Below are 17,541 nucleotides of genomic sequence, written 5' to 3'. Positions count from 1 at the left end.
GCTGGCGGCCGGGGAAATGGCATGATCCGTCCCATGCCTGACTTCCGTGAGAAACCCGTGCTCGCCGGCGAATCCGTGGTGCTGCGCCCGGTCATCGCCGACGACGCGGTCGACATGCTGGAGGTGCTGGCCGACGGCGACGTGCTGCGGCTGACCGGTTCGCACGGCACGCTGTCGCCGGACGACCTCGAACCCATGCGTGAGTGGTACGGCAGCCGCGCCGAGCATCAGGACCGGCTCGACCTCGCCGTGGTCGACCGCGCCACCAACCAGTACGTCGGCGAGGTCGTGCTCAACGAGCTGGACGCCAACAACAACTCCTGCTCGTTCCGCATCGCGCTGGGGGCGCGGGGCCAGGACCGCGGGTTCGGCACCGAGGCCACCCGGCTCGTGCTGCGCTACGCGTTCGAGCGGGTCGGGCTGCACCGGATCAGCCTGGAGGTCTACGCCTTCAACCCCCGCGCCCGGCGGGTGTACGAGAAGGTCGGTTTCAAGGCCGAAGGCGTGCTCCGGGACGCCCTGCTCTGGGAGGGCGAGCGCTTCGACGCCCATGTGATGTCGATCCTCGCCCCGGAGTGGCAGGACCACCACGGCCACCCCGAGATCCCGGTCCAGAAGAGCAGCCCGGCCCACTAGTCGGCCCCGCCATCTCGCCGCTGCTGGCTGGCCCCGCGATCCGGCCACGCGTTGGCCGGCAGCATCATCCCTCCCACCGCCATCCAGGCCAGCTGGCTGCCGACGTCCCCAGCGCAGGCTCAGCCCGGCAGCCCCAACTGCTCCCGCAGGGTTTCCACCGCGGTGGCCAGCGAGGGGCCGTACCAGGTGAGCAGGCGGCCGCTGACCAACCTGACCCGGTCGCCGGGGAAGCATTCGGGGCCGTCTGCGGGGGTGAAGACGTAGGGCTCGTCGGGCAGCACGACGAGGTCGGCGCCGGCGGCGAGCAGCTGGTCCAGGTCCTGCTTGGGGTAGCGGTCGGAGTGGTTGGCGTAGACGTTGGCGACGCCGATCCGGGCCAGCAGGTCGGTGGCGAAGGTGCGGCTGCCGACGACCATCCACGGATCCCGCCAGATGCAGACCAGCGCGGACGTCCGAGCGGCCGGGGCAGCGGCGTCCAAGGAGCGGTGGGCCTCGGTGAGCCAGGGCGGGACGGGGCGGCGCAGGGCGACGGTGAGCAGGCGGTCGAGCGAGGTCAGGGCGGTGTCAACGTCCTCGATGACGGTCACCCACACGGGCACGCCGGCCTGTTCCAGCCGGCGGACGTCGATCTCGCGGTTCTCCTCCTTGTTGACCACGACGAGGTCGGGCCGCAGCTCGGCGATCCGGCGGGTGTCGGGGTTCTTGGTGCCACGCACCCGCTCCACGTCGAGGTCGGCGGGATGGGTGCACCAGTCGGTGGCGGCAACGAGCAGGCCGGGGTCGGTGGCGGCGATGGCCTCGGTGAGCGAGGGCACCAGCGACACGACGCGGCGCACCTGGGCGGGCAGCGTCACCGCCCGGCCGAGATCGTCACGTTCGGTACGGGCCACCCGGCCAGGCTATCGTGCGGCGATGGGCAGGACCGTGCTCGTGCTGGGCGGCACCAGCGAGGCGCGCCGGCTGGCGGAGGCGTTGGCCGGGCGGCCTGACCTGCGCGTCGTCACCTCGCTGGCCGGGCGGGTGAGCAGCCCTCACCACCCGCCGGGCGAGGTCCGGATCGGCGGCTTCGACGGTGTCGAGGGCCTGACCGCGTGGCTGCGTGCCGAGGACGTGGACGCGGTGGTGGACGCCACGCACCCGTTCGCGGCGCGGATCACCGAGTCGGCGGCCGCGGCAACCTCGGCGCTCGGGTTGCCACTGCTGGTGCTGCGCCGCCTGGGCTGGCGGGAGGTCGACGGCGACGACTGGCGCTGGGTCGGTTCGGTGGCCGACGCGGCGGAGCTGTTGCCCTCGGTCGGCACCAGGGCGTTGCTCACGGTCGGCCGCCAGGAGCTGGCCCCGTTCACCGAGCTCACCGGCCTGTGGCTGCTGGCCCGGTCGATCGAGCAACCGAACGTGCCGGTCCGGGCAATCCTCGGCCGTGGACCCTTCACCGTCGAGGCCGAACTGGCTCTGCTCCGGGAGCACGCCATCGACGTTCTCGTCACCAAGGACAGCGGTGGCGACGACGCCAAACTGGTCGCCGCGCGCCGGCTCGGCGTGCCGGTGGTGATCGTGCGACGACCCCCGCCACCTGCGGTTACCGCTGTGTCCACAGTGGATCAAGCCGCCAACTGGGTGATCTACGGACACGCTCCGGTGGAAACAGTCGGCGCAGCGGGTGCTCATGCCCTACGCTTCGGGCTCGCGCGGCGAACGCAGTAAGCAGGGCGGCTCCACATTCCCTCAGCAACTGACTACGACCGTCTCAGCGTCCTCACAGGCGAGTCCGCGAACCTGGTCGTGTGCGGTGGTCTCCCACCGCCGAGTTCGGGGAGGAGATCGCCGTGCAGCACGATCTCGACATCCGCTGGGACACCGCCAGCGAGCGCAACCTGCGCGCCGTCAACGCCGACGCCGTGGCCACCCGGCGCGACCCGGCCACCGGCGAGCTGGTGTTCGCCGTCGCCGACGGCATCGGCGACACGTCGCGCTCCGCCGAGGCCGCGCGCAAGGCGGTCGCCGCCGCCGTCGCCACGCCCATCGAGCAGGGCACCATCCAGGCGATGCTCGCCGCCCAACAGGCCCTGCTGTTCGAGCAGGAGGACTGCGTGCTGATCGTGGCCATGCCGTTCACCGACCGGGTCAGCAGCGGCTACCGCATCGCCTGGGTCGGCGACTGCCGCGCCTACCTGTGGGACGACCAGACGCTGCACCAGCTCACCTCGGACCAGACCGTCGCCGCGTACCTGCGGTCGCAGCTGCGGCCCACCACGCCGCGCATGGAGCACATCGTCACCAACACGGTGCGCACCACCTCCACCGACCAGATCGGCTGGACCCAGGTCCGCGCCAACGGCTCGGGTCTGCTGCTGGCCACCGACGGCGTGCACAAGGTGGTGCCGGCGATCGCCATGCACCGGGAGCTGACCACCGCCGCCCGGCCCGCGCAGGCCCTGATCGACGCGTCCAGCGCCCTCGGTGGCCGGGACAACGCCAGCGCCGCGGTGATCGACTGGTCCACGGCCCGCCGAGAGCCGCCACCGGTTCCCCGGCAGGGCACCCCGCCGCTGGTGCACCAGTAGCGTTCCCGCCTCCCCTCGGGGGTCGTTGCGGCACAAGGAACTGTCGGGCCTGCCGGCCCGGGATCCCGACCCGGCAGGCACTTCACGGCAGCTCGGTTACGACACCGTCACTGCCCCCACGAGGACGGGGCCCTTGGTCGGGTCGAGCTGGGACGCCGGCAGGGTGTCCATGGCCTTGGGTGCCGTCGCCGGATCGATGTGGCAAATGGGATCGGCGCTGTTGGGCGCGCAGACCCCGAACTGGTAACCCTGAGGTGTGGCGGCGAACGACCGGGCCTGGTCGGTGTTGAAGCCGTCCTGTCCGGTCAGGACCACGGAGAAGGTCCAGCCGGGACCAGGAGTGCCGAACGCCGCCTTGGGTAAGGCCACGGTGATGGTCTTGGTGTCGGCCGAGGCCACGGCGGCGCTGGGTGTCCCGACCTGGTGGCCGGCGGCGTCGAGCCAGGACGGCGCGGCGAAGCCCTGGAGCTCGATGCGTTGGGACCACGGGGAAACCTGGTAGTTGCGGGACGGGAACGGCGCGGCGTCCGAGGTCGGTTGACCTGGGGTGCCGACGTAGATGTCCAACAGTTGCGCGCCCATGGTGCTGCCGAAGGTCGGCACGAGATTCCGCAGAGTGGTGCGGAGATAGACGGTGTCGTCGAGGGTGACGACCTGGAACCGGGTCAGGTCGAACGAGCCGGGGACGAAGTCCGCGGCGGTCGGGTACTGGTAGGTGCCGGGGCCGTTGTCGTCGCCGGACGGGTCGGCGGCGTCGAGAACGCTGGTGCCACCAACCAGATCGCCGGTGACGGTGGTGTGGGCATAGCCGGTTCGGTTGCCGCTGGCCGAAACGCCGACGGTGATGGAGTTGGAGCCGAAGCCGACCGGCACGCTGACGGTGTAGGCACCATCAGAACCGGCGGTGGTGCTGACCGTTCCGGCCTTGCCGGCGGTGTCGGTGGCGACAGCCTGCACGCTGACATCGGCGCCGGGCAGGGTCTTGCCGGTGACCGAGGCGGTGCCACCGCTGGCGGTGGCGGCCACGGTCACGTCGACCTTGCCGGGGGCGGCCTGGGAGACGTAGCGGTCGGTGGTGATGGACGGTCGGTCGAGCACACGGCCGGCCCGGAGGTCGGCGGCCAACCGCAGCCGTTGCGCCTGGGCCCAGGTCAGCGGCGAGGCGGAGCCGGCCGCATGGCCGTTGGCGAAGCCGATGGACGCGGTGGTCGGGTCCGTGCCGTACGGCGAGGCCGCCAGGTCCGGGTTCTCCCACGCCTGCTCGGGCACCAGGCCGACGCCGGAGGCGGAACCGAACATGCTGTCCAGCAACGACTTCGCGGCTTTGCCGTCGCCGAGCGTCAGAGCCGACTCGGCGCGTTCACCGGACAGCACGGGCCACAGGTGCCCGGTGCCGGTGTCGGTGGTCGGCCACGGCTGCCCCTGGCCGGCGCAGCTGCTCTGGCTGGGCTGGTAGCAGTCGCCGTAGCCGTCGGCGCTGCCGGCGGAGGCCGATGTGCCGTAACGGTAGTAGCCGACGCCGGTGGCGGTCCGCACGGAGATCTGCTTGTCCAGCACGGCCAGTGAGGCGGTGAAGTCCTTGTCCTGTGGGGAGAGCTCGCCCAACCGGACCAGTTCCTGGAAGCCGCCGTCGACCACGGCTCGCTGGTCCACGGTCGGGCCGCCGTTGCCGAGGCTGTAGCTGACGGCCGAGTTGGGGTCGCCGTTCTTGGTCAGCCGCACGAAGTAGGACGGCCCGTAGGGTCCGGTGGTGGTGACGGTCCAGGACTTGATGTCGCGCTGGAAGTCGTCGGCGGCGGCCCGGTAGATCCGGGCGTCGGCGTGATCACCGTGCTGGTCGGCGAGGACCCCGGCGGCGACCAGGCCGGCGATCTCGGCGGCGATGGTGGAGGGCGAGTAGCCGGACTGCTCCTCCCACCGTTCGACGCCGAACGACGGGCCGTGCGAGAGCAGATAGTCCGCGGCCGGCTTGATGTGCCGCGTCCACAGGGCGTTGTCGGCGAGCCCGGTCAGCTGGGCCATCAGGATCGGATACGCGGTCTCGTCGAGTTGGTCGCCGCCGGTGTCGGGGGCGATCTTGCCGTTGACCAGCGAGTTGCGGGGCAGCTCGCCGGTCGGCAGCTGCTGCTTGGTCAACAGGAACGTCGCGATGTCCCGGGCGGTGGACTTGTCGCCGGCGGCCAGGAAACCGGTGAAGGCCTCGTAGGCGTCCCGGGCGAACACCTCACGGTAGGAGCCGAAGTAGGCCGGCTTGTCGGCCTTGACCGCCTGCCCCCACGGGCTGGCCAGCGAGGCCACCACCGCGCCGGGGAAAGTCTTGTCCACGCTGGCTTTCAGCACGTTCGCGTCGAGCGGGAGGGTGCCGCGGACGAGGCTGCGGTCGTAGTCCCGCCAGCCTTCGCTGTAGTCGCCGCGCAGCCGCTCGAACGAGGACCGGGCCGACGTGCGGGCGGTGGCGACCGCCTGGTTCTGGTCGCGGCCGAAGCCCAGCGCGAGCGTGAAGTCCCGCCCGGTCACGTCCTGGGTCGCGGTCACGTGGCCGTTCGGCGCCGAGGTGTAGCGGGTGATGCCGTGGGTGGCGTCCAGCTGGGTCAGGCCGTCGCTCGCGCTGCCGGCGTAGCCGACGGTCGACGATTTCGTCGATGTGCCAACGAGTGCCATGAAGGTGGGCACCGCGTAGTCGCGGTTGGTGGCCTGGCTGACCGTGTCGGTGTCGGAGAGCACCGGCACGCCGTCGACCACCGCGGCGTTGTCCCCGCTGTTGCCGTTCACGTGCCCGTCCAGGCGCGCGTACACGCGCAGGTCCGGCGGGCCGTCGACGGTGGTGTGCATGACCACCGAATCCCGGGCGGGATCGGTGATGTAGGTGGTGGTCAGCCGATACCGGTGCTTTGCGCTGGTCGACGTGACGGTGCAGACCATGCCGGTGTCGTCCGCGCGGACGGTGTAGCTGGTGTCCCGGGTCTGCAGGTCGGTGAACGTGCGCCCGTCGGTCACGACGTATTGCAGGGTGTCGACGTTGGTGTTGTCGATCGTCGGCTCATAGACGTCGGACAGCACGCCGTTCGCGACGGTGTACCAGACCTTGGATCTCGTGTTGCGGGCCGTGCCCAGGCAGTCCTTGCGCGCCAGGTCGAAGTACGCCGTGGCCCCCGGCGCGCCCGGTGGCACCGGATCGGCGTGCGCCGCCGGCAGCGGTGTCGCCAGCTGTGTTGTTGCCAGCAGGGACGCCAGGATCACCGGCGTCAGCACTCGCAGCATGTATTGCCCCTCGCCTTCGAGTCGGACATCGGACCGACCTTAGCGAGGGTGGACCTTCAATTGGCACTGAAGTTATCGAGCTTTGAGAAGAGGGGCCAGAGCCCGGGTCGCGGCGGTGATGGCGGCCGCCGCGTCGGCGGCGTTTCCGCTGCTCGGGGCGCTGCTGAGGACGACTACCACATATCGTTGGCCGCTGCCGACGAGTCCGGTGGTGTGCAGAACTCGATCAGGACGGCAGCAGCCCCAGCCCTGTTTCACCCACCACTCGGCGGCCCCGGCCGACGGGATGCCGAAGGACTGGTCGAAGCCGTCGGCGGCGGTGGCGGGCACGTGGTGCAGGGCCTTGATGATCGTCTGCTGGTCGCTGGACTCGAGGTACCGGTAGATCCGCACCACGTCGTCCGCGGTGGTCGTGGTGTCGCCCCACCGGCCGGCGTCCGGCGGCGGACTGGTGTGCCGCAAGTGAAGTTGCGCGGCCAGGGTGGTGACGATCTTCGGGCCGCCGCCGGCCGACCACAGCGTGTCGGCGATGGAGTCGTCGCTGCGGGCCAGCATCTCGGTGATCTTCGTCGCGGTGGTCCGGTGATGGTTCAGCGCGTCCAGCGCGATGAGCAGCTTGACCACGGATTCCGCCGGGAACGGCCGGTCCTGGCCGGAGGCGAGCAGCGTGGCGTCGGCGGTGCGGTCGTAGACCTCGATGCCCAGCGTCGCCTGCGGCGCGGCCTGCTGGGCCGCGGTCGCCACGTCCCCGATCAGACCCCGGATCAGCACGAACACGCAGACCAGCGCCCCCACCACCGCCAGCCACAGCGGCAGCGCCCCTCGACTCCCCAGTCTCATACCAAGGAGGTGCCTGATCATGGGGCGAGGTTGCCCGCACTGCTCCAATCGAGATCTGAACCGCCAGCGGGCTCGGCGCGTATCGACTCCTGACGCCCCTGCTAAGGAGACACCGGCCAGTGAAGAACCCCTACAAGCACGTGCTCGGCGCACTCGGCGTGACGTTGGCGGTCATCAGCCTCACCCCGGCCTCGGCGCTGGCAGACCCGCCGACCAACGCCAACGACGCCCTGGCGCAGCTGCACGACGCCAGCCAGAAGCAGGAGTCGCTGGGCGAGCAGTACAACGCGGCCCAGCTGACCTACCAGGCGCGGCAGGCCGACGCCCAGAAGGCCGAGGCCGAGCTGGCCACCGACCAGCAGGCGGTCAAGCAGGCGCAGTCGGAGGAGGACCGGTACCGCGGGGACGTGGACCGGTGGGTGTCGGCCACCACCGAGGGGGCCGACCTGAGCAGCATGTCGGCGCTGCTCACCGGGCAGTCGCCGAGCGACTTCCTGGACCGGGCCTGGCTTCTGCAAGAGGTCAGCAAGTTCAACGGCGACGCCATGGACGGCCTGAGCCGGTCCCTGGACAAGGCCAACGCGGCCAGCAAGCAGGCGCAGCAGGCCCAACAGAAGGCCAACGACGCGGCCGCGCAGGCCAAGCAGGTCGCCGACGGCTTGCAGGCCCAGAAGACGGCCGCGCACCAGGCCCAGGCGGCCGCGCAGGCCGCGTACGACAAGCTGACCGGGACGCAGAAGACGCAGCTCAAGTCGGACAAGGGCCTGCCGTTCGACACCAGCAACGTGCCCGCCGGGGCGGCCGGCATCGCGGTGAAGGCCGCGCTGGGCCAGGTCGGCACGCCTTACGTCTACGGCGGCAACACCCCCGGCCAGGGCCTGGACTGCTCCTCGCTGGTGCAGTACGCGTACCGGCAGGCCGGCGTCAGCCTGCCCCGTGTCACCACCGAGCAGGTGCTGGTCGGCACGCCGGTGGCGAAGGCCGATCTCATCCCCGGCGACCTGCTGTTCTTCGGCACCGCGAGCAACGTGCACCACGTGGCGATGTACATCGGCGGCGGCAACATCGTGCACGCCCCGGACGTGGGCCAGGTCGTCAAGGTGGTGCCGATCAGCGGCGGCGGCAGCGACTACTACACCTCGCGGCGCGTCGTGAACGGCTGATCTCCCGAACCCGGCCGGTGCGTGCGTTCCGCGCGGCGCACGCACCGGCCGTACACGGCCACAAGTAGCCTCGACATGTGGCGATCCTGCTGTTCAACGACGCCCCGATCCGCACGGCGGAGCCCGGGGACGAGGACGTCGTGCTCGACGTGCTGTCCGACGCGGCGGCCTGGCTGCGCGAGCGGGGCATCGAGCAGTGGCCGGAGCGCTTCTCCGCGGATTCGGTGACCGGCCAGATCACCCGGGGCCAGGCGCTGCTGGTGGGCGACCCGGCGGTGGCGACGGTGGTGGTCACCGACAGGGAGCCGGAGCTGTGGGGCGAGAACGCGGTGCCGGCCTACTACATCTCGCGATTAGCCGTCACGCGCGAGGCGGCCGGCCGCGGCCTGGGCTACCGCATCCTGGACTGGGTGCAGGCGGCGGCGTTCGCGAAGGGTTGGCGGTACGTGCGGTTGGCCACGTCGAGGGACAACCCGGGACTGCGCCGGTACTACGAGAAGGCCGGGTTCCTGCACGTCAGCGACCCGGAAGAGGCCCGCTGGCCGACGAGCCTGTACGAGCGGTACCGATAGCCTGACGGCCATGGCGACTTGGGAGGATGTGCGCCGGATCGCGCTGGCGCTGCCGGAGACCGGCGAGAAGCTGTCCTGGGGCACGCCGCAGTGGCATGTGAAGGGCAAGGGCTTCGTCTGGGACCGCCCGCTGCGCAAGTCGGACCTGGCGGCGCTGGGCGTCGAGGACCAGGAGGGCCCGGTGCTGGGCGTCCGGGTCGCCGACGAGGGCGTCAAGCATGCCCTGGTGGCCGACGACCCGGACATCTACTTCACCATCCCGCACTTCGACGGCTATGCCGCGGTGCTGGTGCGGCTGGACCGGATCGGGGTGCCGGAGCTGGAAGAAGCGATCACCGAAGCGTGGCTGCTGAAGGCTCCTCGGAAGCTGGCGCAGGCGTACCTCGACGGCCGCTGAGGTGCACGAGGTGCCGGATTAGTGCCACCAGTGCAACGAAGGCGACAAACGTGGCAACGGCGATCCAGCCGAACAGGTCGTAAAGCTGCACGCCCAGCCACGAGCCGAGGGTGCCGCCGAGGAACGAGCACGTCATGTAGGCGGTGTTGAGCCGTCCGCGCTCCTCGGGCTTGAGGGCGAAGATCCGCGACTGGTTGGCGACCTGCCCGCTCTGCACGGCGAGGTCCACCAGAATCAGGCCGGCGACCAGGAACACCAGGCCGGCGACGCCGCCGAGCAGGCCGAACGCGAGGATCACGGCCGACACGACGGCCCCGAGGATGGAGATCATGTTGACCGGGTCCGGCCCCTTGCGGTCGATCCACCGCCCGGCCACCGGCGTCACGAACACGCTGACCGCGCCGGCCAACCCGATCAGGCCGACCGTCTCCGCGCCGAGCCCGTAGCGGGGACTGCTGATCAGCAGCGCCAGGCAGGTCCAGGCGGCGCTGAAGCCGCCGAACAGCAGGGCCTGGTACAGCGCGGACCGGCGCAGCTCGGGCTCGCGCCGGAACAGGCGCAGCGATTCCGCCAGCAGCGACGGGTAGTTGTGCTTGGCCGCCGGCGTGGTGTGCGGGGCGGTCACCGCGAGCACCGCCGCCAGCAGCAGGATGATCACGGCCGCGACGATGTACGGGGCCCGCCAGCCGAGCCACTCGCCGATGGTGCCGCCGAACGTGCGGGCCAGCAGGATGCCGCCGAGCAGGCCGCCCAGCACCGTCCCGACGGCCGCGCCGCGCCGGTTGTCCGGGACCAGGCCGGCGACCATCGGCATGATGATCTGCGGCACCACGGTGAACACGCCGGCCAGGCTGCCGGCGACCAGCAGCACGGCCAGGTTCGGAGCCGCGGCGGCGATCAGCAGGCAGACGCCGGTGAGCGCCATCAGGGTCACGATCAGCGGCCGGTTGCGCAGCCGGTCCCCCAGCGGGACCAGCAGGAAGATGCCGAGCGCGTAGCCGAGCTGGGCGCCGGTGGCGGTCTGCGCCGCGGCGCTGGGCGACACGCGCAGGTCAGCGGCGATCAGCGGGCTGATGGCCTGGGGGAAGTAGATCGCCGCCACGCACACGGCGCAGGCCAGCGCGAGCAGCGGAAGCATACAGCGGTTCTGCACGACACCCCTCCGAAGCGAACCAACTAGTTCGATCGTATCGTACGACAGCGAGCGAACGAACCGGTTCGGTAAATTGAGGGTGTGGGCTACGACTCGAAGGCGACCAAGGAGCGGATCCTGGCCGCGGCGACCACGGAGTTCGCCGAGCACGGCGTGGCCGGCGCCCGGGTCGACCGGATCGCGGTGGCGGCGGAGGCCAACAAGCGGGCCATCTACGACTACTTCGGCGACAAGAAGGCGCTGTTCGCGGCGGTGCTGGAGCGCATGCTGTCGCGCTGCGCCGACGCCGTGCCGGTCGAGCCCGACCTCGCCGCCTACGCCCGCAAGCTGTTCGACTACCACGCGGCCAACCCGGAGGCGCTGCGCCTGCTGATGTGGGAGGCGCTGGAGATGGGCGGCCGCGAGGTGCCGGCCGAGGACGTGCGCACGTCCGAGTACCAGAAGCGGGTGGCGTCGATCGACGGCCAGGTGCCCGACGCCGCGATGGTCTACTTCTTCACGCTGGGCCTGGTCAACTGGGGCAAGGCGATGCCACAGCTGCGCCGCATGGTGCTCGGCGCGGACTTCCCGCAGGACAAGCTGATCGAGGCGACGGTGGCGGCGGTCAGGACCCTGACGGAACGATGACCTGGCGCACCGCCTCGCCGCCGGCCAGCTGGTCGAAGCCCTCGTTGACCTGGTCCAGGCGCAGCCGGCCGGACACCAGCTCCGGCACCGGCAGCAGCCCGGCCTGGTAGAGCCGCACGAAGCGCGGGATGTCCCGGCGCGGCACGCTCGACCCCAGGTAGCTGCCGCGCAGCGTGCGCTCCTCGGCCACCAGGCTCAGCGCCGGCAGCACCAGCTGACGGTCCGGGTGCGGCAGGCCGACAGTCACGGTCGTGCCGCCGATCCGGGTCGCGTGATACGCCTGCGCCAGCACGTGCTCACTGCCGGTGGTGTCGATGACCTTGTCCGCGCCGCCGCCGGTGAGGTCGCGGACCTCGTCGACCGCGTCCGGGCCGCCGACGACGGCGTGACTTGCTCCCAACCGTGCAGCCAAGTCCCGCTTTCCTCGCACGATGTCGACCGCCACGATCTTGCTCGCGCCCGCCGCCCGCGCCGCCAGCAGCGCCGCCATGCCGACGCCGCCGAGGCCGAACACCGCGACGCTCTCCCCCGGCTTCACCTCGGCGCTGTGGAACGCCGCGCCCGCGCCCGTCAGCACCGCGCAGCCGAACAACGCCGCCAGCTCCAGTGGGAGTTCCGGATCCACCCGGACCGCGGACTTGCTGGACACGACGGCGTACTCGGCGAACGCCGACACCCCGAGGTGGTGGTGCTCCCCGCCGCGCCAGCGCCGCTCCCCCGACAGCAGCGTGCCGGCGCGGTTGGCCACCGCCCCCGGCTCGCACAGCGCCGGCCGCCCGGCCAGGCACATCCGGCACGAGCCGCAGGCCGGCACGAACGCCAGCACCACGTGGTCGCCGACCTGAAACTCTGCGTCCGGGCCGACCTCGACCACCTCGCCCGCCGCCTCGTGCCCCAGCACCATCGGCAGCGGACGCGGTCGGGAGCCGTTGATCACCGACAGGTCGGAGTGGCACAGCCCGGCCGCCCCGATCCGCACCAGGATCTCCCCACGGCCCGGCGGATCCAGCTCCAGCTCCGTCACCTGCAACGGCCGCGAGTCGGCGTACGGCCGCTCCACGCCGGAGGCCACCAGCACTGCCGCGTTCACCTTCATGCGTTCACCAACTTCGCCAGTTCGGTCCGCATGGGCTCGGCGATCGGCACCGGCCGGCGGGTCTCCCGATCCACGAACACGTGCGTGAAGGTCCCCTCGGCGACCAGGGTGCGGTCGGCACGGAACAGGCCCGTCTCGTAGCGGACGCTGCTGGTGCCCAGGTGGGCGACGCGCAGGCCGACGGAGATGACGTCGGGGAAGGACACGGAGGCCTTGTACACGCAGTGCGACTCCACGCAGAGGCCGATCGGGCCGGCGCCGTCCAGGTCGAGGCCGGCGCGCTCGATCAGCCAGGTGTTGATCACGGTGTCCATCACCGAGTAGTGCACCGCGTTGTTCACGTGCCCGTAGTGGTCGTTGTCCTTCCACCTGGTCGGCACGTCCTGCCAGTACCCGTACTCGGTCATGTCCCCATCTAACCCTCCAGCACGTGCAGGCCGCGGGCCCGGTCCAGCGGGTCGTACCGGTCCAGCCAGGCCACCCGCTCGGCCAGCGTCCCGCCGTCCAGCCCCAGAATGGCCAGATTCGGCAGGTTCACCCGCGTCCACCGGTCCTTGTCGAGGGTGAGCATGCGCAGCGCCGGCAAGTCGGCCAGCGCCTCGATGTTCGTCACCTCGACGCCAGACAGGTCCAGGCGGATCAGGGAGCTGATGGTGGCGATGACGCGGGCGTCGACCGGGTGCTCCAGGCCGCGCAGCGACAGGCTCCACAGCGCGGTGGTGCCGGCCAGCGGCGTTGGGTCGAACTCACGGGCGTTGAGGTCCAGCGCCTCCAGCGAGGGCAGATCGGCCGCGAGGACACGGTCGGCCCCGGTGACGGTCAGCTCACGCAGCATCGGGAACACGGTGAGGGCCGCCATGTCCACCTCGGCGACGGCATTCGTCCGCAGCAGCTGGAGATCCGGTGCCGGAGTGAGGTCGAGAGTGCCGTTGGCGATGCGCTTGGGCTCGGGCTCGTCGGGTGAGGTCCACGGCGACAGCAGGCGCTCGACGGAGTCGGCGACGTAGCCGGCGATCTCGGTGTTCTCATCGAACCGGAGCACTTGCCCGGGCTGTCCGGCCGGGGCCGGGTCGAGGTCGACGGCGAGGAACTCCCAGTCCTCGCTGACCGCGAACGGGAGCCACCAGTCGTTGCGGCACAGCCGTTTCACGTGCCCGTAGGGCCGGAGCTCGGGCACGGTCCCGGACGCCGTCGGGCCGTCCTCGTGGTCCCAGCCGCCGAACGTGAAGTCGTCGCCGGCGTGCCATTCGACCAGTTCGTCCAGGCTGCCCAGCCGGTAGTCGCCGAGGCCGGGGTGGCCGACGCGGTACAGCGCCCGCAGCGCCTCGGGCAGGCGCGCACCCAGTTCCTGTTCCGTGGCAAGGATTTCCGCCTCGCTGTGACCGTCTCCGACACCGGCCAGCACGCCCGGGTCGGTCGGCGCGTCGGTGACCTCCGCGTGGTCCGGCATCGGGACACTGCCCGGCAGCGGGTGGCCGGGGAGCCAGAAGTCCTTGTCCCGCACGATGAACGGGCTTGGCGTGCGGTCCAGGTCGTGCGTGTGGCTGAAGCGGAACTCGCCGGTCGAGCGCACGATCAGCTCGTAGACGGCATGGTCGGCTTTCGCCAGGAGCGCGTCGGCCACATTCTGGCACAGGTCCCGTGCGCCGCTCATCCAGCCGTTGTCGTACCGGGACTGGCCGGACCACCCGCTGCGCGCGCAGCGGTAGAACATGGTCGCCGTGCGCCAGCCCGTCGGCCCGTTCGCGTGGACGTGACTGACCAGCGCTTGTACCGCATCCCCCAGTTCCATGGCGAGAAGCCTATATGCCCTGGGGAAACGCGAAGACGCGATCGGGATCGTATTTCCGGGCCACAGCTTCGAGTCTCGGCAGGCTCTCGCCGTAGTAGGCCCGCCGCCAGTCCGGCAGCTCGGGGTCGATGTAGTTGACGAAGCCGTTGGCCCCGAACCATTGTCCGAGCTGGTCCCGCACCGGCGCGAGCTCCCGGCTGGCCTGTTCGACGGTGTCGGCCCGGTTGGTCACCTGGATGCTGGCGATCGCGTCCCGGTGCGGGAAGGCGCCCTCGCCGCGGGCGATCGCGCCGCCGAAACTGTCGATGAGGCACCACATCCGCGGTTCACTGGTGACCAGTTCGGCCATCGCCTGGGGATCCATCGGGCCGGTGAGCATCCGGGACATCGAGGCGAAGGCGACCCGCTCGCCGTTGCCTTCGGCGAAACACCGCATGGTGTCAAGGAAATCCAGCTCGCGCTGCACCCGTTCGCGCGGACGGGCCCCGATCCGGCGGGCCAGGTCGTCGATGTCGCTGGTGTCCGTGCCGACGAGGCAGCCGCCGATCTGCGCGACTCCCTCCGGCATGCCCAGGCGGCACTGCGACCACATCTCCTCGGGCACATCCGCCTGCCACGACTGCCAGGCGTCAAGGATCGCCGGCTGAGTGTCGGTGGTGTAGTCCAGCCACCACACCGTGAGCGGCTCGGCCGGGATCGTGCGGAACGTGAACGAGGTGACGACACCGAAGTTGCCGCCGCCACCGCCCCGGAGCGCCCAGAACAGCTCCGGTTCCCGGGTGTCGGAGACGGTGCGCAGCACGCCGTCGGCGGTGACGAGGGTGGCCGCGACGAGTTGATCGCTGGCCAGGCCGCATTTGCGGCCCAGGGCACCGATTCCGCCACCCAGCGTCAGGCCGGCGACGCCGACGGTCGGGCAGGTGCCGGCCGACATCATCCGCCCGGCGCGGCCGACCGCCTCGAAGACGCCGGCCAGCAGCGCGCCGCCGCCGACCACCACGGTCCCGTCCTCGCGGACCTCGACCGTGTCCAGCCGGGAGACGTCGATGATCAGGCCGCCCTCCGGCGTGGAGTAGCCGGCATAGCTGTGGCCGCCGCTGCGCGCGGCGACCGGAATCCCTTGCGTGGCCGCGAATTCCACGCAGCGCTGGACGTCGGCCACGGACTCGCACAACGCGATCGCCGCCGGGCGGCGATTGTCGTACCAGGTGAGGAAGGCGAGCTTGGCCCGCGCGTAGTCGGAGTCCGCCGGGAGCAACAGCCGGCCGGTGAGCGCGCGAGCCAAGTCGTCCATCCAGCCACGCTACTTGCGGCGGAACGACACGCCCAAGTCCTTTTCCAGGTACACCTCGATGAAAACTCGCAGATACGGGTCCTCCCCCATCTTCGTGAACACGTCCACCAGGTGCTGGTCGACCGCCTCGGTGAGCACCATGATCCGCCACAGGTTCAGCGGCCGGTTCTCGGCGCCGGCCACCGAGTGCTCCACGTGGAAGAGGGGCTGGTCGGTGGTCGCCTCGACGTCCCGGAACTCGCTGTCACCGACGAAAAACGCCCGCTGGTGGCCGTGGTCGAGGCGGACGTGCTCGATGATCGTGCCGAACCGGTCGCGGTCGCCCCACAGCCGCTGGTCCGACACTCGGGTGAAGTCCTCCAGCTCCTCGTGCCGGGTGCTCGGGAACTTGGTGGCGCTGCCCGGCGCGACGACCGTCGGGATGTAGACGTCGGGGGCGGCCGCCTTGCGCGCCTCCATGTCCCACAACATGGTGCGGGTGAAGGTCAGCTCGCGGTCCAGCTCGTAGTGGTCGGCGAGGACCTGGTTGACGTCCACCGCCGGCAGCTCGATCGCGGTGACTCCCGGCGTGTGCCAGGCGTTGTCCAGTACCTTCTCGTGATCCATGTCAGGCCAGCCATTTCCGGACGATGTCCCAGGTCGGGTGGTTCGGGTCGATGACGTCGAAGTGGTTGGCGCCCGGCGCTTCCACCGTCGAACGGCTGTATTTCGCCGGCACCACGTCGTCCTCGGCGCCGTGGATGCTCAGCAGGGGCACGGTCACGTCCGGCGTGACCTGCGCGTAGCGGTCGGGCACCTCGTCGTGGTGGCCGCCGAGCAGCCAGCGTGGGATGCCTTCCCCGGCCTCGGCGGCGATGGCCGGCGCGAACTCGGGGTTCGAGGCCGGCGGCGCGCCGGCGGGTTCCGGGGCGGTCGGGTCGGCCAGCGCCAAGCCGAGCCGGTCGACGTCGGCGGCCCGCAGGTCGAGGACGCCGGCCAGGGACACCGCCTTGATCACCTTTGTGTCTTTCTGCCCGGCGACGTAGGCCGCGAGCTGCCCGCCGGCGGAGTGGCCGATCACCTGCACACGGCCGAGGTCGAGCCGGTCGTCCAGGCCGTCGAGCTTGTCCACGGCCGCGACGACATCGTCGAAGGTGCCGGGCCAGCCGCCGCCTTCCTCGCCGAGCCGCCGGTACTCCACGTTCCACACCGCGTAGCGGTCCGCGACCAGCGCGTCGGCCAGGGGCGTCAGCTGCCGGCGGTCGAACATCGCCGTCCAGAAGCCGCCGTGGATGAGCACCACCACCGGGAACGGGCCGTCGCCGTCGGGCACGTACAGCTCGCCGACCTGCGACGGGTGCGGGCCGTAGGCCACGGTCCGCACAGCGCCGCGCTCGTCGTCGTAGCGGACGCCGCGGTTGGAGCTCACCAGTGTGCTGATGGTGGCGAAGAAGGCCGCGATCTCCGGCTGGTTCGCCCCCTTGGCCCTGGACTCGTCCCAGGCCGTGTCGTCGGTCCACTCCACGAAGTCCAGCCAGGTGTGGTCGTCGACGCGGACCAGCCGGGCCGAGACGAAGCCCCGTCGGTCACGGCGGAACGCCGCCAGCATGCCCGGACGCGCCGCCAGCATCTCGGCCGTCCGGTCCGACTCGACGGTGAACGTGGTCAGTTCGACGACTGACATCGGGCGCCTCCTCGACTCATGTAGTCAAGATTAGTGACTATCATCCTGCTTGACCAACCCGAGGTGGCTAGGATCACCCGCATGGCACTTCCCGAGGCGCTGCTCGACCTGCTGCGCAAGCCCAGCCCGTGCTTCGTGGCCACCGTCAACCCCGACGGCTCGCCGCAGCTCACCCAGACCTGGGTCGACACCGACGGCGAGCACGTGCTCGTGAACACCGTCGAGGGCCACCAGAAGGTGCGGAACCTGCGGCGGGACCCCCGGGTCACGCTCAACATCGCCGACCCCGACGAGGTGAGCCGCTACTACCGGGTCCGCGGCCGGGTCGTCTCCATCAGCGCCGACGGCGGCGTCGAGCACATCGACGTGCTGGCCAAGCGCTACACCGGCGCTCCCTACGCCTGGTACGGCGGCCGCGACCAGGTGCGGCTCATCGTCACCATCGAGGCCGACCACGTCAGCGCCATGGGCTGAGCTCTGGTA

The 17,541-nt window shown here is 71.0% G+C and carries 18 protein-coding genes; 8 read left to right on the top strand and 10 right to left on the bottom strand.

The window, feature by feature from the left end; genetic code table 11:
• Nucleotides 1–33 precede the first annotated feature (33 nt).
• Complete coding sequence (locus tag JJ691_RS03260; protein WP_249227648.1) at nt 34–636, top strand: GNAT family N-acetyltransferase; 603 nt, start codon at nt 34–36, stop codon at nt 634–636.
• Nucleotides 637–755: 119 nt separating this feature from the next.
• On the opposite strand, the gene JJ691_RS03255 is transcribed toward JJ691_RS03260, so the two are convergent.
• Nucleotides 756–1,526, bottom strand: coding sequence for a helical backbone metal receptor (locus JJ691_RS03255; protein ID WP_211767311.1), 771 nt, complete (start codon nt 1,524–1,526; stop codon nt 756–758).
• 22 nt (nt 1,527–1,548) lie between these two features.
• On the opposite strand from JJ691_RS03255, the gene JJ691_RS03250 reads away from it, so the two are divergent.
• Together JJ691_RS03250 and JJ691_RS03245 are read left to right on the top strand one after the other, a co-directional pair.
• Nucleotides 1,549–2,340 carry a cobalt-precorrin-6A reductase gene (locus JJ691_RS03250; protein WP_211767310.1) on the top strand — a complete coding sequence of 264 codons (792 nt, stop codon included), beginning with the start codon at nt 1,549–1,551 and terminating at the stop codon, nt 2,338–2,340.
• 80 nt (nt 2,341–2,420) lie between these two features.
• Nucleotides 2,421–3,200 carry a PP2C family protein-serine/threonine phosphatase gene (locus JJ691_RS03245; RefSeq protein WP_211767309.1) on the top strand — a complete coding sequence of 260 codons (780 nt, stop codon included), beginning with the start codon at nt 2,421–2,423 and terminating at the stop codon, nt 3,198–3,200.
• 96 nt (nt 3,201–3,296) lie between these two features.
• Here JJ691_RS03245 and JJ691_RS03240 read toward each other — a convergent pair whose 3' ends face one another.
• On the bottom strand, nt 3,297–6,461 hold the full coding sequence (locus JJ691_RS03240) for a glucodextranase DOMON-like domain-containing protein (protein WP_211767308.1): 3,165 nt from the start codon (nt 6,459–6,461) through the stop codon (nt 3,297–3,299).
• A gap of 72 nt (nt 6,462–6,533) precedes the next feature.
• Nucleotides 6,534–7,322, bottom strand: a complete 789-nt coding sequence (locus tag JJ691_RS03235) for a hypothetical protein (RefSeq protein WP_211767307.1) — start codon at nt 7,320–7,322, stop codon at nt 6,534–6,536.
• A gap of 98 nt (nt 7,323–7,420) precedes the next feature.
• Between JJ691_RS03235 and JJ691_RS03230 the strand changes: the two genes are divergently transcribed.
• The 3 genes from JJ691_RS03230 to JJ691_RS03220 all read left to right on the top strand — a co-directional run bounded on the left by JJ691_RS03230 (nt 7,421) and on the right by JJ691_RS03220 (nt 9,433).
• Complete coding sequence (locus JJ691_RS03230; RefSeq protein WP_211767306.1) at nt 7,421–8,464, top strand: C40 family peptidase; 1,044 nt, start codon at nt 7,421–7,423, stop codon at nt 8,462–8,464.
• Nucleotides 8,465–8,541: 77 nt separating this feature from the next.
• Nucleotides 8,542–9,036 (top strand): GNAT family N-acetyltransferase, encoded by a 495-nt coding sequence (locus JJ691_RS03225; protein ID WP_211767305.1) that lies wholly within the window; start codon nt 8,542–8,544, stop codon nt 9,034–9,036.
• 10 nt (nt 9,037–9,046) lie between these two features.
• A complete protein-coding gene (locus tag JJ691_RS03220) occupies nt 9,047–9,433 on the top strand; it encodes an MmcQ/YjbR family DNA-binding protein (protein WP_211767304.1) in 387 nt (128 codons plus the stop codon).
• Here the strand turns inward: JJ691_RS03220 and JJ691_RS03215 are convergent.
• A complete protein-coding gene (locus tag JJ691_RS03215) occupies nt 9,369–10,571 on the bottom strand; it encodes an MFS transporter (RefSeq protein WP_211767303.1) in 1,203 nt (400 codons plus the stop codon). The genes JJ691_RS03220 and JJ691_RS03215 overlap by 65 nt on opposite strands.
• A gap of 96 nt (nt 10,572–10,667) precedes the next feature.
• Between JJ691_RS03215 and JJ691_RS03210 the strand changes: the two genes are divergently transcribed.
• The gene (locus JJ691_RS03210) at nt 10,668–11,213 is read left to right on the top strand and encodes a TetR family transcriptional regulator (RefSeq protein WP_211767302.1); all 546 of its coding nucleotides are present in this window, start codon (nt 10,668–10,670) and stop codon (nt 11,211–11,213) included.
• On the opposite strand, the gene JJ691_RS03205 is transcribed toward JJ691_RS03210, so the two are convergent.
• The 6 genes from JJ691_RS03205 to JJ691_RS03180 are packed head-to-tail and all read right to left on the bottom strand — an operon-like array spanning nt 11,191 to nt 17,058.
• Entirely contained in the window at nt 11,191–12,309 is a 1,119-nt protein-coding gene (locus JJ691_RS03205) for a zinc-dependent alcohol dehydrogenase family protein (RefSeq protein ID WP_211767301.1), read from the bottom strand. The two genes, JJ691_RS03210 and JJ691_RS03205, sit on opposite strands and share 23 nt — an antisense overlap.
• Nucleotides 12,306–12,716, bottom strand: coding sequence for an acyl-CoA thioesterase (locus JJ691_RS03200; RefSeq protein ID WP_211767300.1), 411 nt, complete (start codon nt 12,714–12,716; stop codon nt 12,306–12,308). Before JJ691_RS03200 ends, JJ691_RS03205 begins: the two co-directional genes overlap by 4 nt.
• Before the next feature lie 8 nt (nt 12,717–12,724).
• Nucleotides 12,725–14,101, bottom strand: coding sequence for an SMI1/KNR4 family protein (locus JJ691_RS03195; RefSeq protein ID WP_211767299.1), 1,377 nt, complete (start codon nt 14,099–14,101; stop codon nt 12,725–12,727).
• Between the two features lie 10 nt (nt 14,102–14,111).
• Nucleotides 14,112–15,395, bottom strand: coding sequence for an FAD-binding oxidoreductase (locus tag JJ691_RS03190; RefSeq protein ID WP_211767298.1), 1,284 nt, complete (start codon nt 15,393–15,395; stop codon nt 14,112–14,114).
• Nucleotides 15,396–15,404: 9 nt separating this feature from the next.
• On the bottom strand, nt 15,405–16,001 hold the full coding sequence (locus JJ691_RS03185) for a hypothetical protein (RefSeq protein ID WP_211767297.1): 597 nt from the start codon (nt 15,999–16,001) through the stop codon (nt 15,405–15,407).
• A 1-nt stretch (nt 16,002) separates the two neighbouring features.
• Complete coding sequence (locus tag JJ691_RS03180) at nt 16,003–17,058, bottom strand: alpha/beta hydrolase family protein (RefSeq protein WP_211767296.1); 1,056 nt, start codon at nt 17,056–17,058, stop codon at nt 16,003–16,005.
• An 81-nt stretch (nt 17,059–17,139) separates the two neighbouring features.
• Here JJ691_RS03180 and JJ691_RS03175 point away from each other — a divergent pair, with 81 nt between their 5' ends.
• Nucleotides 17,140–17,532 carry a PPOX class F420-dependent oxidoreductase gene (locus JJ691_RS03175; protein ID WP_211767295.1) on the top strand — a complete coding sequence of 131 codons (393 nt, stop codon included), beginning with the start codon at nt 17,140–17,142 and terminating at the stop codon, nt 17,530–17,532.
• Nucleotides 17,533–17,541: the final 9 nt, after the last annotated feature.

Origin of the sequence: Kutzneria sp. CA-103260, from assembly GCF_018263855.1 — a bacterium.
Classification (GTDB): Bacteria; Actinomycetota; Actinomycetes; order Mycobacteriales; family Pseudonocardiaceae; genus Kutzneria.
The sequence above is the reverse complement of the archived record's forward strand: the minus strand, read 5'-3'. Positions and strand labels throughout refer to the sequence as shown.